The sequence below is a fragment of the Mariniflexile fucanivorans genome, assembly GCF_004341235.1.
Classification (GTDB): Bacteria; Bacteroidota; Bacteroidia; order Flavobacteriales; family Flavobacteriaceae; genus Mariniflexile; species Mariniflexile fucanivorans.
In genome coordinates, this window is record NZ_SLUP01000003.1 from 571,312 (window position 1) to 585,963 (window position 14,652).

The 14,652-nt window shown below is 32.4% G+C and carries 16 protein-coding genes and 1 tRNA gene; 7 read left to right on the top strand and 10 right to left on the bottom strand.

The genetic code is table 11. From position 1 onward, the window contains the following. The first annotated feature begins 4 nt into the window (after positions 1-4). The 5 genes from EV196_RS08945 to EV196_RS08965 all read left to right on the top strand — a co-directional run bounded on the left by EV196_RS08945 (position 5) and on the right by EV196_RS08965 (position 3,615). The gene (locus EV196_RS08945) at positions 5-388 is read left to right on the top strand and encodes a hypothetical protein (RefSeq protein ID WP_132217393.1); all 384 of its coding nucleotides are present in this window, start codon (positions 5-7) and stop codon (positions 386-388) included. A gap of 10 nt (positions 389-398) precedes the next feature. Further along, positions 399-1,181 carry an SDR family oxidoreductase gene (locus tag EV196_RS08950; protein ID WP_132217394.1) on the top strand — a complete coding sequence of 261 codons (783 nt, stop codon included), beginning with the start codon at positions 399-401 and terminating at the stop codon, positions 1,179-1,181. A gap of 170 nt (positions 1,182-1,351) precedes the next feature. Beyond that, positions 1,352-1,876 (top strand): 3-hydroxyanthranilate 3,4-dioxygenase, encoded by a 525-nt coding sequence (locus tag EV196_RS08955; protein ID WP_132217395.1) that lies wholly within the window; start codon positions 1,352-1,354, stop codon positions 1,874-1,876. A gap of 9 nt (positions 1,877-1,885) precedes the next feature. After that, positions 1,886-2,968, top strand: coding sequence for an amidohydrolase family protein (locus EV196_RS08960; RefSeq protein WP_132217396.1), 1,083 nt, complete (start codon positions 1,886-1,888; stop codon positions 2,966-2,968). Beyond that, complete coding sequence (locus EV196_RS08965) at positions 2,968-3,615, top strand: O-methyltransferase (RefSeq protein WP_132217397.1); 648 nt, start codon at positions 2,968-2,970, stop codon at positions 3,613-3,615. The genes EV196_RS08960 and EV196_RS08965 overlap by 1 nt, the downstream gene beginning before the upstream one ends. On the opposite strand, the gene EV196_RS08970 is transcribed toward EV196_RS08965, so the two are convergent. The 7 genes from EV196_RS08970 to EV196_RS09000 all read right to left on the bottom strand — a co-directional run bounded on the left by EV196_RS08970 (position 3,616) and on the right by EV196_RS09000 (position 11,988). Next, the gene (locus EV196_RS08970) at positions 3,616-5,883 is read right to left on the bottom strand and encodes a response regulator (protein WP_132217398.1); all 2,268 of its coding nucleotides are present in this window, start codon (positions 5,881-5,883) and stop codon (positions 3,616-3,618) included. Between the two features lie 155 nt (positions 5,884-6,038). Continuing rightward, positions 6,039-6,326: a Sec-independent protein translocase subunit TatA/TatB gene (locus EV196_RS08975; protein ID WP_132217399.1), complete on the bottom strand. Its 288-nt coding sequence runs from the start codon at positions 6,324-6,326 to the stop codon at positions 6,039-6,041. 97 nt (positions 6,327-6,423) lie between these two features. Continuing rightward, positions 6,424-8,730 (bottom strand): M1 family metallopeptidase, encoded by a 2,307-nt coding sequence (locus EV196_RS08980; RefSeq protein ID WP_132217400.1) that lies wholly within the window; start codon positions 8,728-8,730, stop codon positions 6,424-6,426. Between the two features lie 106 nt (positions 8,731-8,836). Next, positions 8,837-9,340, bottom strand: coding sequence for a DUF6702 family protein (locus tag EV196_RS08985; RefSeq protein ID WP_132217401.1), 504 nt, complete (start codon positions 9,338-9,340; stop codon positions 8,837-8,839). Positions 9,341-9,406: 66 nt separating this feature from the next. Next, complete coding sequence (locus EV196_RS08990) at positions 9,407-10,192, bottom strand: carboxypeptidase-like regulatory domain-containing protein (protein WP_243652214.1); 786 nt, start codon at positions 10,190-10,192, stop codon at positions 9,407-9,409. A gap of 93 nt (positions 10,193-10,285) precedes the next feature. Continuing rightward, complete coding sequence (locus EV196_RS08995) at positions 10,286-11,092, bottom strand: carboxypeptidase-like regulatory domain-containing protein (RefSeq protein WP_132217402.1); 807 nt, start codon at positions 11,090-11,092, stop codon at positions 10,286-10,288. Positions 11,093-11,187: 95 nt separating this feature from the next. Then, the gene (locus EV196_RS09000) at positions 11,188-11,988 is read right to left on the bottom strand and encodes a peptidase associated/transthyretin-like domain-containing protein (RefSeq protein ID WP_132217403.1); all 801 of its coding nucleotides are present in this window, start codon (positions 11,986-11,988) and stop codon (positions 11,188-11,190) included. A gap of 138 nt (positions 11,989-12,126) precedes the next feature. On the opposite strand from EV196_RS09000, the gene pepE reads away from it, so the two are divergent. Continuing rightward, complete coding sequence (gene pepE / locus EV196_RS09005; protein ID WP_132217404.1) at positions 12,127-12,834, top strand: dipeptidase PepE; 708 nt, start codon at positions 12,127-12,129, stop codon at positions 12,832-12,834. 31 nt (positions 12,835-12,865) lie between these two features. On the opposite strand, the gene EV196_RS09010 is transcribed toward pepE, so the two are convergent. After that, positions 12,866-12,938 (bottom strand) — tRNA-Gly (locus tag EV196_RS09010). A gap of 49 nt (positions 12,939-12,987) precedes the next feature. Further along, a complete protein-coding gene (locus EV196_RS09015) occupies positions 12,988-13,413 on the bottom strand; it encodes a GNAT family N-acetyltransferase (protein ID WP_132217405.1) in 426 nt (141 codons plus the stop codon). A 95-nt stretch (positions 13,414-13,508) separates the two neighbouring features. Between EV196_RS09015 and EV196_RS09020 the strand changes: the two genes are divergently transcribed. After that, positions 13,509-13,949 carry a GNAT family N-acetyltransferase gene (locus EV196_RS09020; protein WP_243652215.1) on the top strand — a complete coding sequence of 147 codons (441 nt, stop codon included), beginning with the start codon at positions 13,509-13,511 and terminating at the stop codon, positions 13,947-13,949. A 64-nt stretch (positions 13,950-14,013) separates the two neighbouring features. Here EV196_RS09020 and EV196_RS09025 read toward each other — a convergent pair whose 3' ends face one another. Next, a complete protein-coding gene (locus EV196_RS09025) occupies positions 14,014-14,403 on the bottom strand; it encodes an ankyrin repeat domain-containing protein (protein ID WP_132217407.1) in 390 nt (129 codons plus the stop codon). Between the last annotated feature and the right edge of the window lie 249 nt (positions 14,404-14,652).

A 14,652-nucleotide genomic window follows, 5' to 3' on the forward strand; every position in this document is an offset into this window, starting at 1 on the left:
AACTATGAAGCTTTTTGCTAAATGCCCAAAATGTAAACATGAAACAAGCTTCAGCTCTAATTATAAGACCAGAGTTGAATATGCAATGTATGAAGGAAAAACAAAAAATTTAGTTTGCGATAATTGTAGTATTAAAAATAGTTTTAAGGTAAATGACCTATTTGCAAAAGAATCGAAGCTTGCAGTTTTGATGGCAGGATTATTATTTTTAATTGGCACTCCAATTTTAATATACTACCTCCCTATTCTCATTCTTAAATACGGTGGCATATATGCAAGTTTAGGAGCTGCAGGACTCTTACTAATTCCTGGAATTGTATATTCTACTACTTTAAAAGAGGATAGAATTCGAGTAAATACATTTAATAGAGGATGGATAAAAGATTAATTAATATAGTATGAACCTTAACTTAAAAAACAAAAATGCTTTAGTGTGTGGAAGTACACAAGGCATTGGAAAAGCAACCGCCATAGCATTAGCTAATGAAGGTGTAAACGTAACATTAGTTGCCAGAAACCGAGATAAACTGAAACAAGTTATAGCTGAATTAACAAATAGCGAAAACCACGGTTATATTGTTGCCGATTTTACAAATCCACGAGATTTACGAGAAAAAATAATCAAATTTATTGATGAAAACCACGGTTTTCATATTCTTATAAATAACACAGGCGGTCCCAGAAGTGGCGATATTGTAAACGCTAGTTTAGATGAATTTGAAAATGCCTTTACCATGCATGTAAAATGTAACCATATATTAGCACAAGCGACTATACCTTTTATGAAAGAAACTGGTTTTGGCAGAATTATCAATATCATTTCCACATCGGTAAAAGAACCTATCCCAGGGCTTGGTGTAAGCAACACCATTCGAGGTGCGGTTGGCAATTGGAGTAAAACACTCTCTGTAGAAGTTGGAGCTTTTGGCATTACCGTAAACAACGTTTTACCCGGTTTTACAGATACCGAACGCTTAACTGAAATTATTAAAATTAAAGCTTCCGCGGAAAACACATCTGTTGAAGAGATGACTGAAATAATGAAAAACTACAGTCCTGCGAAACGTTTTGCGCAACCCGAAGAAACTGCCAACGCTATACTATTTTTAGCTAGTGATTGTGCGGGTTATATTAACGGAATTAACCTTCCTGTTGATGGTGGACGCACAAAAAGTTTGTAAAGCCCCTCCCTAACCCTCTCCAAAGGAGAGGGAACTGAACCGTAAGTTTAATTGGTTCATTTTCATTTTATATTAGTAAATTTAGACTTATTTTGAATTCTGTTTAACAAAAACTCACAATCCCCCGTTTGAGTTTCTCCCCTTTGGGGAGATTAAGAGGGGCTTTTTATATGAGTAAATTAGTTTCGCCTTTAAATTTTAAAGCTTGGATTGAAGAAAATCGTCATTTATTAAAGCCACCCGTTGGTAACAAGGTGGTTTGGGAAGATGCCGAAATTATTGTGATGGTGGTTGGTGGCCCTAATAACAGAAAAGATTATCATTATAATGAAACTCCAGAATTTTTCTATCAAATTGAAGGCGATATGACACTAAAAATTATGGATGGCAATACGCCTAAAGATATCCACATAAAAGAAGGTGACATTTATTTATTACCCGCAAAAGTTCCGCATTCTCCTCAACGTGTTGCAAACACGGTTGGTTTGGTTATTGAATACCCACGTTCTAAAAAAATGAAAGATGCACTGGAATGGTATTGCGAAAAATGCAACCATTTACTATATAGAAAGAAGTTTAAATTGGAAAATATTGAAACGGATATGCCTAAAATTTTTGATAAATTTTACGGTGATGAAGAAAAACGTACGTGTACAAAATGCACATACGTTATGGAGCCACCAAAAAAAGTTTAAAGCTGCTTTATGACACGTAAACTTCGTATTAATGGGCATTCCCACTTGCTTCCTTATCCTGAGGAAATACCCGATTTTATGCAAGAAAAAGGCATCTTTTGGGTTGATAAGGACCGAAAATTTATGCTTCAAAAAGATTGGAGCAGACCTGTAACCGACTCTAGTTTTTTTTTAGATGAAAAACTGGAATGGATGGCGCGTTATCATATTGATCATGCTGTAGTTTTAAACCTATCGCAACTTTATGGTAATGGCTTGCGTGTGGAAGAAATGAAGCAGGCATTACGTTTTCAAAATGATTTTAATGCCCGTATACAACACGAAAACCCAAGTAAATTTACCTGTGGTTTTGTGGTTCATCCGGGTTTTGTAAAAGGAGCTTGTTGGGAAATGGAGCGCTGTGTTGAAACCCATGGCATGCAATTACTTTGTTTACCAACACATTACATGGACACCATTGGAACGTGGCGCTGTATTTTTGATGAAGAAAACGAGCCTATTTTTGAATTGGCAAACAAATACAATTTGGCCGTTGAAATTCACCCATACGATGGCGAAAAATTTATAAAATTAGAAAACACATCGTGGCGCTTTCACTTAATTTGGATGTTGGCGCAATGTGCAGATGCCTATCATTTTTTAACCTTGAATGGCTATCAAGAAAAGTACCCTAACATGCGAACTTGTTTTGCTCATGGTGGACAGTTGGCGCAGATTAATTTAGGCCGACGCATACAAGGGTTTGATGGCAGACCCGATTTATTTGAAGGCAAACACCACCCCAGAAAAGCAGTTGGGCATAAAAACATTTTCTTTGATACCTTGGTACACGATACTGGAGGTTTACAATTATTAATTAAAAATCACGGTTCCAAACAAGTATTGATGGGATTGGACGACCCATATCCTTTAGGGGAAATGGAAAGCACCAAACAATCGTCATATCCCGGAAAAATACTAGATTTGGCGATGGAACAAAACCTTATTACCGAAGTAGAACGTGATGCCATTTGGCAAGACAACGTGATACAATGGCTTTGTGGTGATGATGAAACAGCGAAGCTAAAATTAATTAATAGAATTTTATCTTAATGCACTTTTTACCCGAAGAATTAGACGATTATGTAGTAGCACATTCTGAAGCAGAACCAGAATTACTACAGCAATTAACACGTGAAACCTACCAAAAAATACTGCAACCTATTATGCTTAGTGGCCCTTACCAAGGCCGTGTGTTGAGTATGATTTCTAAATTAAAGCATCCTAAAACGATTTTGGAACTTGGAACCTTTACTGGTTATGCTACTTTGTGTTTAGCAGAAGGTTTACATAAGGATGGTGAAATACACACCATTGATATTAATGAAGAATTGGAAGAGTTTCAAAGAAAATATTTTGATAAATCGGAATACGGACATCAAATTTTTCAGCATTTGGGTGATGCTTTAGAAATTATTCCGAAGCTTAACAAAACCTTTGATTTAATTTTTATTGATGCCGATAAGCCTAACTACGTTAATTACTTTCATTTAATTATAGATAAACTAAACCCTGGTGGTATTATTTTATCGGATAATGTGCTTTGGCATGGTAAAGTCGTCGAGCCTTTAGACCCGAAGGATGCATCTACCAAAGCGGTTTTAGATTATAACAAGCTTTTAAAAGAGGACCCGAGAATTGAAACCGTTTTGCTACCTATTAGAGACGGATTGACTATTAGCAGAAAACACATTGTTTAATTAAGAAACCCTAACAAGATTTCCGCTTGGTTTAAACTTGGTTTTATTTCCTTGAATGTGGGCATTAATAACCTGAAAAAATTCAAAATTATCAAATGGTTTTGTAATAATTCCGTCATAACCAATTACATGTAAATTCTTTTTCACCTCATCTATATCAGCTGCCGTTAATGCTATAATTGGAATTTCTACATTAGTTTTTCGAATTTGTTTGGTCGCTTCATTACCATCCATTACAGGCATATTTATGTCCATTAATATTAAATCGTAAGAATTTTTACTAACAGCTTCAATACATTCAAGACCATTTTCTACAACATCACATTCAAAATTTGCTTTTTTCAACAAACTTTTAGTTACAATTTGATTAATTTTATTATCCTCTACTACAAGTATTTTGTAACCAGTATTTAAAGGAACAATCTTTCCTACTTTCTTTGTTACTGGCTTAACTTCTGTGTCTTTGTCAATATCTAAAGTCACATTAAAGCTAAATGTAGAGCCTTTACCTATTTGACTTCTTAGCTCAATTTTACTGTTGAATAACCCCAGTAAGCTTTTAACTATTGAAAGTCCTAAACCTGTTCCTTGATAATTCATGTTTTGATTTTCAACAACTTGAGAGAAATTATCGAATATACTTTCTTGTTGGTTATCAGGAATTCCTGTACCAGTATCTTCAACTTCAAAACGTACAGTTACATTGTTATCATTAATATCGTTTAGAATAACACGTAACCAAATTTTTCCATTGTTTGTAAATTTTATACTATTTCCAACAAGGTTCATTAGAATTTGAGATAACCTAACACTATCAAATAATAATACTTCAGGAATACCATTATCTATTAGTATATGAGCCTCATTATTGCTTTCTTTCAAACGGTATTCAAAAGAACCAATGATTCCATTTACCATTTCTTTTAAATTTACCGAAATATTTTTTAAATCGACACTTTGTGATTCAATTTTACCCATTTGTAAAATATCATTAACGAGATTTAACAAATAATCTCCAGAATATTTTAAAGACTCTAACATCTTTAAATCCTTTTCACCTAGGTTATTATTCTCAAGCATAAGGGATGTTAAACCCACAACGCCGTAAAGTGGTGTTCTTAACTCATGCGTTACGTTTGAGACGAAATCAGTTTTTAATTTCGATGATTTCTCTGCCTGATTTTTTGCGATTTCCAACAAATCGTTGCGCTCTTTTAAAATCAAACTCAAACGTTGTTTAGACCGGTAATTCTTTACTAATATAAAAACCAAAACAAGCAATATAATGGTAGCCACACTTATAATTATACTAACAATTTTAATTTTATTTGAAACTTTTTGTTGAAGAATCCTTTCCTGATTAGCAGTTTGTGCTATATTTTTATATTCAGCTATAAAAAATTTAGATTTAGCATTTTTTTCCGTCTTTGCTTTTTCATCTTTAATAAGTTTTTCTTTATAACTATTATGCTTTAACAAAGCTTGATAAGCTTCATCATTTTTATCCAAGTTGGAAAGAGAAATTGATAATTCTTTATATATTTCACTAAACAGTAAATGGATTTTGGTATCGTTGCTTTTCTTATCTAAGTGATTTAAAGCTTGTGTGAATTTTTTGTTAGCTAAATTAAACGATTGATATTTACTGTAATACAAGCCATAGGTATAACTTAAACAAGCCTTAGAATAGGAGTTGTTTAATAAGTTTTTTTCAGCTTCCAGCAAATTCATGTACGCTTCATCTGCTTGATTATGATTTATATAAATCTGACTAAGCTTTAACCGTACGTCAAACAAAATATTCTGTTTTTTGTCTACATTATACTCATCTGTAACATTACTATTTAAAGCATACGTTAGGGCGTTATTGTAGTATAATAATAATTGATCGAACGTTTTTTTGTCTCTATAAATATCTCCTAAACTTAAGTACGCACTGGCTATTAAATAGTTGTCACTTATTTTAATTGCTTTTTTCAGCATTATTAAATAGCACTTTTCCGCTTCCTTAGAAAGCCCCATATGGCTATATATGTTACCTAACAACGAATTGGCCTGCGCATTACCATAGTCATCGTGAATAGAATCTGATAACTTTACATTTTCAAGAAGGTAATTAAATGATTTTGTAATATCATTATTTTTAAAATGATTTGATGCCAGCGAATTTATACTGTCAATATAAGTTATTAACTTTCTTTCGCTTAGTCCATATGATGAAGCAAAAATAAAAATAAAGAAAAAACCGGCTAGTAGGTTATTTTTCATCTTTTAAATGATTTAGGTTTGGGAGGGAGATCAAACTTAAAACAAAGAAAAGATGTAAATAAATAAAAACGTTGTAAGTCTTTTATTTTTCGATAATCAAGATGAAGATGTAAAAAAATCGGTTAAACTACCAACTAAAAATGCAGAAATATCTATTAAAGTTTTCGTCTTACAGACCCTGTGAAATCTCCTAAATCGTCTTTTACGCTGTCTAATTGTTTTTTAACATCGGAGACAATGCTAGTATCAATACCATTTTTATCGGCACTTTTAGTTATTTCGTGCTTAATATCATTGGTAGCATCTTTAAGCGTGCGCATGCCTTTGCCTAAATTACGAGCAATTTCAGGCACTTTATCGGCACCAAAAACCATGACCACGATAAATAGTATAAAGGCTATCTCGGCACCACTGATGAATAAAAATGTAGTTTGTAGTATCACAATACAAATATAGTAAGTTGTTTGATTACTTTTAAAATTGTTGCGTTAAAAAAAATAAAAAAGCCAACTTAAAATGAGTTGGCTTTTTCAAGATCATTTATCCTTTAACTTTTTCTTTAAACTTATCAAAATCAGATGAAACTTCAGTTTTTGGCCAAGAATTATTAGAAATATCAATATCGGCAGTTTCAAGATCAGGATCTATTTCAATACCAGTTATTTCTTTCTCTGAAGCGATGGCCTTGGTTACTTCATTGTCATTTAAGCGCCATATTTCCGCCGGGTAAGTTTCCATTTTTGAAGTTCCGTCGGCATAAATATACTTCACTATAATAGGCATTACAAGACCACCTGGTTTGTTAAAAGTGATATTGTAAAAATATTTTGGTGTTTTGATATTTTTACGTTCGGTTTCGGTAAAACTATCCATTAAATATTCTTTTAGCGGTTTGGAGTTATCTAAAAGGGTTCCTTTTTTAAGTTCTGCTTTAAATTCGTCACTGCCTTCTTCAACCATATATACTAAGGGCACCAAGTCCCTTACAGTTCTATTATTCTTTGCCAAATAATCTTTTATGTAGTTATTAGGTTCTGATGATACATAGTATTTTTTGACTTCTTTAATACCTATATCCACCCAATCGGTAGTATAGAACCAACCTCTCCAAAACCAATCTAAATCTATTGCCGAGGCATCTTCCATGGTTCTAAAAAAATCTTCTGGTGTTGGGTGTTTAAACATCCAGCGATGCGAATATTCTTTAAATGCATAGTCGAACAATTCATGCCCCATTACAGTTTCTCTTAGAATATTTAATGCAGTGGCTGGTTTGCCATAGGCATTGTTCCCAAATTGATACACATTAAGACCTTTACTCATAATAGGTGCAATAAAATCTTGGTCGCCTCCCATATATGGCACTATCATGCGTGCAGGACCCCGATCGGAAGGAAATGTTTTATCTTCTGGTGAAAGTGCATTTGGATACTTTTTTCCGAAATCTTGTTCCGCTACATATTGCACAAAAGTGTTTAAACCTTCGTCCATCCATGTCCATTGGCGTTCATCGCTATTTACAATCATAGGGAAAAAGTTATGCCCTACTTCGTGAATAATAACACCCATCATACCATATTTTACACGATCGCTGTATTTACCAGTTTCATCTGGGCGACCATAATTCCAACAAATCATGGGATATTCCATCCCTTGATTTTTTGCGTGTACGGAAATAGCTTTATGGTAAGGATAATCGAAAGTCATTTTTGAATACGATTCCAATGTACTGGCGACAACTCTAGTAGACCAATCTTCCCAAAGCGGATTTCCTTCTTTTGGATACATAGAAACCGCCATGATATCTTTACCTCCAATTTTAACAGCCATCATGTCCCAAATAAATTTTCTTGAGGTTGCAAACGCAAAATCGCGCACGTTTTCTGCTTTTAGTTTCCATGTTTTGGTTTTATCTGAGAGGCTCTTTTCGGCAGCTTCAGCTTCAGCTTGTGTTACAATTAAAATGGGCTTATTGTATGATTTTTGTGCTTGTTCATAACGGTTCATCATGGTTTTAGAAAATACATCTTTCTTATTCATTAACTCTCCGGTTCCATCCAAAATATGGTCTGCAGGTACTGTAATATTCACTTCGTAATTACCAAACGGCAACGCAAACTCATCGCGCCCCCAAAATTGTGAGTTTTGCCAGCCTTCTACATCATTATACACCGCCATTCTTGGAAAAAATTGTGCAATTACATAAGCCCTGTTGCCATCTTTTTCAAAAAATTCGTATCCAGAACGTGCTCTATCAGTAACATGGTCATTAACATTGTACCACCATTTAATTGAAAACACCACTTTTTCTCCTGCTTTCAATATTTTTGGTAATTCAACACGCATCATGGTACTATTAATCATATACTTAAGCGCATTACCACTAGCATCTTTTACTTCTTCAATATTAAAACCACCATCAAACGGATCGGTTAAATACTCTTTTACAAATTCATCTGGTCTTTGAACTTGAGTCAGATTTGAAACTTCTATTAAAGGACTTTTAGAATCTTTGGCACGTCTGTTTTGATCTAATTGCACCCATAAATATTTTAAATCGTCAGGTGAATTATTGGAATAGGTAATCGTTTCAAAACCAGATAATTTTGTGTTTTTATCATCTAAAACAATATCCATTTTATAATCTGCTTGCTGCTGATAATAGGCTGAACCAGGCGCTCCTGAAGCGGCTCTGTACATGTTTGGTGTTGAAAACTCATCATACAACTGCCTAAATTTATTGGTATTTGTATGTCCTGGTTTACGTTCTTGTTTTTCTTGATTTTGAGAAAATAACGATGTCGATATAAAAAATATTGACAAAAAATAATACTTGAATTTTATCATTATAAATTTTTAAATATTAAAAAAACAACAGCTTTTTGCAATAATAATTATTTTATTTTTACTAAAAACATTAAAACACAAAGAATAATAAAACAATTAACTTTTTTTAGTTGAATTTTAACAAGGCGCTACTATTCTGAGGGATAAGAATAACACTTTTTTGTTGTGAATTTATTTTAGTTTTTATGATGTTTTGTTGGTCGCTAAACAAATCGAATAGGACTTCGTTACTAATTTCGAAGGATTCAATTTTTTTTACACCTTCAATTTCCAAATAACATTTAACCAAATCTGCATCATACTCTTTACCTATAAAAGAGACATTCATTTCTTTATTATTAATCTTTATCTTTATTTTTTCACTTAAATAACGTTCTATATATAAATTGATTGTACTTGGTTCATTTTTACCTGCCAAGGTTATGGTTTCATCATAACGTTCTCTTAGTAATTTTTCAAAATCATCAGTAAAAATTCTAGTAATTATCTGTACCGATTGCTTATTTGGCACATAGTCTATTTGAGTAACACTTATATAATATTTATGGATAGCTGTAAATGCAAAAAGAGGCAATACCAAGAGTATCAATAAACGTTTTAAGTAAATCATATAAGTAGTTATTTTTGCTAAAGTAATTATTTTTGAATCGTTGGTTCAAAAAGTATTCCAAAAAAGTTAAGGTTTATTGGGGTTCAAATTCTCCATATACTGTTTGTGTTTTTGCCTTAAGAAGATTAATATTTTAAAATCGCTTTGATTTTCACAATACTTTATAAAGTTTTCATCGTCGGCACAGAAATAAAAGAAATCCATTTTTAAGTCTTCTTCCATGGGGTTTGAAGCAAAAAAGTCTTTTGCCAAACGCCCTTTTATACTTTGCATTAATTCTTCTTTTTCCTCTAATTTAATTTGATTTTTTAATTCTTTTGTTCTACCTGAAATAGCATTCATTATTGGATTTAAAGGTATGCTACCTGTTAAAGGCGAATACCATTTCAGTTTTTGACCACCAGGTCCTGTTATTGCTTCATTAAAACGTCTTTCATTTTGCGTTGCGGGCTTTCCTGTGTAACCCGGAATACCAACATCATAAAAATTAATGGGCACATCGCCTTCAACGTTCTGTATATCTGAAAGCAAATTTCCAGTCAATATTTTACCAATAGTCACTTCATCTAATTCATTAATTTGTTCTTCTAAAGTAACTCTTAATGCCTTAAACAATAATATGTTTTTAGTGATAACAACTGTTTTAGGTTTGTTTTGTAGAGATGAAAACATAATTGTATCGTTCAACTTTGCTACAATTTTAAATTCCCCATTTCTGTTTGTGATAGTAAATATTTGGGCTGTTTTATTTATTACATGTATGTTTTCTAAATCTGTATTGGTTTCTACTTTTCCTAATATTTCGAATGACTGAGAGTTCACCGATTGATAGAGAGCTATACATACAAACATTAATAAATATTTAATTTTCAGCATCATTTCGTTAAAAAACTAACGGTTCTTTAGTTGAAGTTTAAATGAAGCCGAAAAAGCAAAAAAACTAAATTATTTTTTTTCTGTTTCAATATTTTCTAAATATTGCTTGTACTTCATTCTTAAAAAAGTTAATATTTTAAAATCGGTTTGATTTTCACAGTACTTTATAAAGTTTTCATCGTCGGCACAGAAATAAAAGAAATCCATTCTCAAGTCTTCTTCCATAGGGTTTGAAGCAAAAAAGTCTTTTGCCAAACGGCCTTTAATACTTTGCATGAGTGTCTCTGATTCTTCCAATCTCACTCTAGCTCTTAGCATTTTTGTGCGCCCTGAAATAGCATTTATAATGGCAATTGGAGACACAGAGCCTCCAACACCACCTAACGAACCTCCAGTTTGAGGACTAAAACTTGATGCTTCACTTAGGCGGCGTTCACTTTGTGTTGCGGGTTTTCCTGTATAACCTGATATACCAACATCGTAAAAATTAATGGGGGCATCACCTTTAATATTTCTAATATCCGAAAGCAAATTTCCCGTAAGCACCTTCCCTACTACAACCTCATCCAACTCGTTTATTTTTTCATTCAAAGTAATTCTAACAGCTTTAAATAATATCATATTTTTATCTACAACAACCGTTTTTGGCTGATGCTGTACAGATGAAAAACTTAGCGAATCATGTAAACTTACCTTAATTTTAAATTCTCCATTACTATTTGTAATAGTAAAAACTTGAGCGGTTTTATTAATAACATGAATATTCTCTATATCTGCTTTACTATCTACTTTTCCTGAAATTTCTACTGTTTGAGAAAGCATCGATTGGCAAAAGCAAATAAAGGCAACTACAATACTTCCTTTAAAAATTGACATATTTTTGGTTTGGCGCTATAAAGAACGATTATCAATTCTTAAATAAAATTAAAAATGAGTTTAAACTTTTGTTAAAAAACAATAAGTAGAATGGATTATGGTTTCTTTTTTAAAAATTCGACACTTTTGTTATGAAGAAACTCCAAAAATTGCATCTCATTTCCGTAGTTAAGAAATGAATAATCAAAATCTTCAGCTTGAACAAAATTAATAAATTCTTCTACGCGGTGTTCAGGAATATCAAAATTATCCACTAGAAATTCCGAGCCAAAATAATATTTAATGGCTTGCACAGGTACTTCTGGAATGCCTTTTTCTTTTTTGTCTGAAGCTTTAGACCTAAATAATGGCAACAATAATTGATCGACTACATTTACAACGTTAAGCCCATTTATCATTGTAACATGTTGTCTTGCTATGGCTATATTTTCTGTTTTTGTTTTATAATCTTTTTCAAATTCAAATTCATCTTGATGTTTAATTCCAAAATACAAAGCATCTAATTTCGGAGTAAATTGCTTGGTCGCTATCAAATCGGCATCCAAGTTTCCAGACAGTTTACTTGGCAATATTATAATTTCATCTAACCTATTAATTTCTTCTATTAAAAAAATCTTCATTTGTTTGGAAGCTACAATAGCTTCATTCACATCAAATTTCAGGTTTTGGAACTGTAAAGCACTCACTTCAATAACATCGTTTAACCTTACAGCTATAACAAACTCACCATTTTCATCTGTTATAGTTCCTTTATTGGAAGACACATTGAAAATAGTTATACCATAAACATCATTACTTTCGACTATAATTTTGCCGTTAACCTCAAAACGTTTGAAATCTTGGGAAAAACCCGTAAAACTTAGTAAACAAAAAACCAGTAGTAGTATTCTTTTCATGTGTTAATTTTTATTTAATGGACATATACCTGTCTCATATCTTAAAAATAACACTTTAACAGCAATTTTAATTGAAAATTCATAGAATATTTTATTTGAACTTATAATTAATTAGTTTTACCTATTAAATAAGTCGCCATGAAAAATTTAATTATTGCCAGCACCTCAACCATCCACGGAAGTGGTTATTTAGAATATATTTTAGATGAATTAGCCATTTTTTTTAAAAATACAGATAGCATCCTATTCATTCCCTATGCAAGACCAAGTGGCATTTCATACAATGATTACACAAAAAAAGCTGCCGAAGCCTTCGCGAAAATTAACAAAATAGTAAAAGGAATTCATGAATTTGAAAACCCAGCAGAAGCCATAAAAAATGCGCAAGGGATTTTTGTTGGAGGTGGCAACACCTTTGTTTTAACCTATCAACTTTATAAAACCAACATTATTAAACCCCTACAAACCGCTATAAAAAATGGCACATCCTATTTTGGTACCAGTGCCGGTAGCAACATTTGTGGCCTTACCATAAAAACCACTAACGATATGCCCATTGTGTATCCGCAAAGTTTTAATGCCTTGGCATTTGTTCCCTTCAATATAAATCCGCATTATTTGGACCCCGATAGCAATAGCACTCACATGGGCGAAACCCGAGAAACCAGAATTAACGAATTTCACCATTACAATACACCTCCAGTTATTGGTTTGCGCGAAGGTAGTTGGCTGCAAGTAAATGGCGATTCCATCGTATTAAAAGGAAGTTTAACAGCTCGTGTTTTTGAATATAACAAAACACCATACGAAGTTGAAACAGGCACAGAACTAAACCATTTAAAATAAAAAAAGCCTCATATTCCTATGAAGCTTTTAGAGCGAGAGACCGGGTTCGAACCGGCGACATTCAGCTTGGAAGGCTGACGCTCTACCAACTGAGCTACTCTCGCATTACCGAGGGCAAATATATAAAAATGGTTTATTATCCAACAATAAAAATCACAACTTTTTTAAAAAATGATAACCCAAAATTTTAAAGTCTTCATTGTAGTAAAACTTGTGCGATGCATAGTTGCTAACATAGGTATTTAATTCAATTGATTCACAATCTTTTAGCTTTACATAATTATAGATCCAGGCAAAAAATGACTTACCTAAACCTTTTCCTCTGTAATCTTCATCAATATAAACATGGTCTACCTCTGCACTTTTACCCGAATAATGCCTTGTACAAAACCATAAACCGCAAACACCAATTAACGCATCATCGTTATAAACACCCGCACATTCATAATTTTGAGTTGCCATCTCTTTAAAACGCTGTTCTAAAATAGCTGTAGAAATTTTATAACCATTCAATTTTTCGACTAAAGGAATGACAGTATGTATCTTATCCTTTTCAATTATTTTAAACACAAAATCCATTGCTTTTTTTATGTGAAGATAAAAAATTTAACATGTTCGATTCCTCAAAAAATATTTTTGTTTAAGTTTGAATTCATTCTTCAACAAACAAGATTTTGAATTACACTATAAACCAAATAACATCCACAGAAACCTACTTAGTAAGGCAGCCCGTTTTAAGAAGTGGAAAACCTATAGAATCGTGCATTTTTGATGGTGACGATTTAAACACGACGTTCCATTTAGGCATTTATTCCGAAAACAAATTGGTAGGCGTTTGCTCTTTTTTCAAAAACAATCAACCTTTAATTACAGAAACATTTCAATACCAACTTAGAGGGATGGCGGTTTTAAATGAATACCAAGGTCTTGGTTTAGGTCAATTGATTTTAACTTATGGTGAAAACCTACTAAAAAAACGAAACATTCAAACTATTTGGTGCAATGCCCGAGAAAAAGCTATAGAATTTTATAAAAAAACAGGTTATCATATTATAGGTGAACCTTTTTTGATAAAAGATATTGGTTTGCATTACATCATGAATAAAATTTTATAAAAAAAAACCCTGAAATTCAGGGTTTTTAGGAGTGACTAGCTCAAAATAATTATATAGATATTAATTATTTTTTTAATAAAGCTTGCTCAATAATAGCATGAGCATCTGTAGCGCCATGTAATTTGGCATAATCGGCTGCTGTCATTTTTTTATCAGATTTGGCTTTTAAATTGGCACCTTTTTCTATTAAAAGTTCTAAAATTTCTGTTCTATTATACTTGGCAGCATACATAACGGGTGTCATCCCGTCAGATTTTTTGTTGACATCCTCTCCCCTTGATATTAGTTTTTTTACGGTTTCTATATCGCCTTTAGCAATTGAAACACAAAATGAATTTACGTTTAAAATTTTTACGGAGCTGTGATTACCAACGTTAAAACTAGATGATTTTGCATGAGTCGTTCCTATTGAGAAACATAATGCGATTGCAGAAAAAATGATTGTTTTTTTCATGATGAAAGATTTTTGATTTGATTAATGATTCGTTTTTTGATATACTATATAGACGACAACAAACCCAATTTGTTACACATTAAGAGGTTTTATAAAAGATTTCGAACATTTGATTCACATATTTTTAAAGGAATCCATGATTTTTAAGTTTCTTATAAAAATAGATATATACATAAGTTTTTAAGCCCATTTTTCAATCGTATTCTTTCAAACTTCAGTATCTTTGAAGTATACAAAAATGTTTAAAAT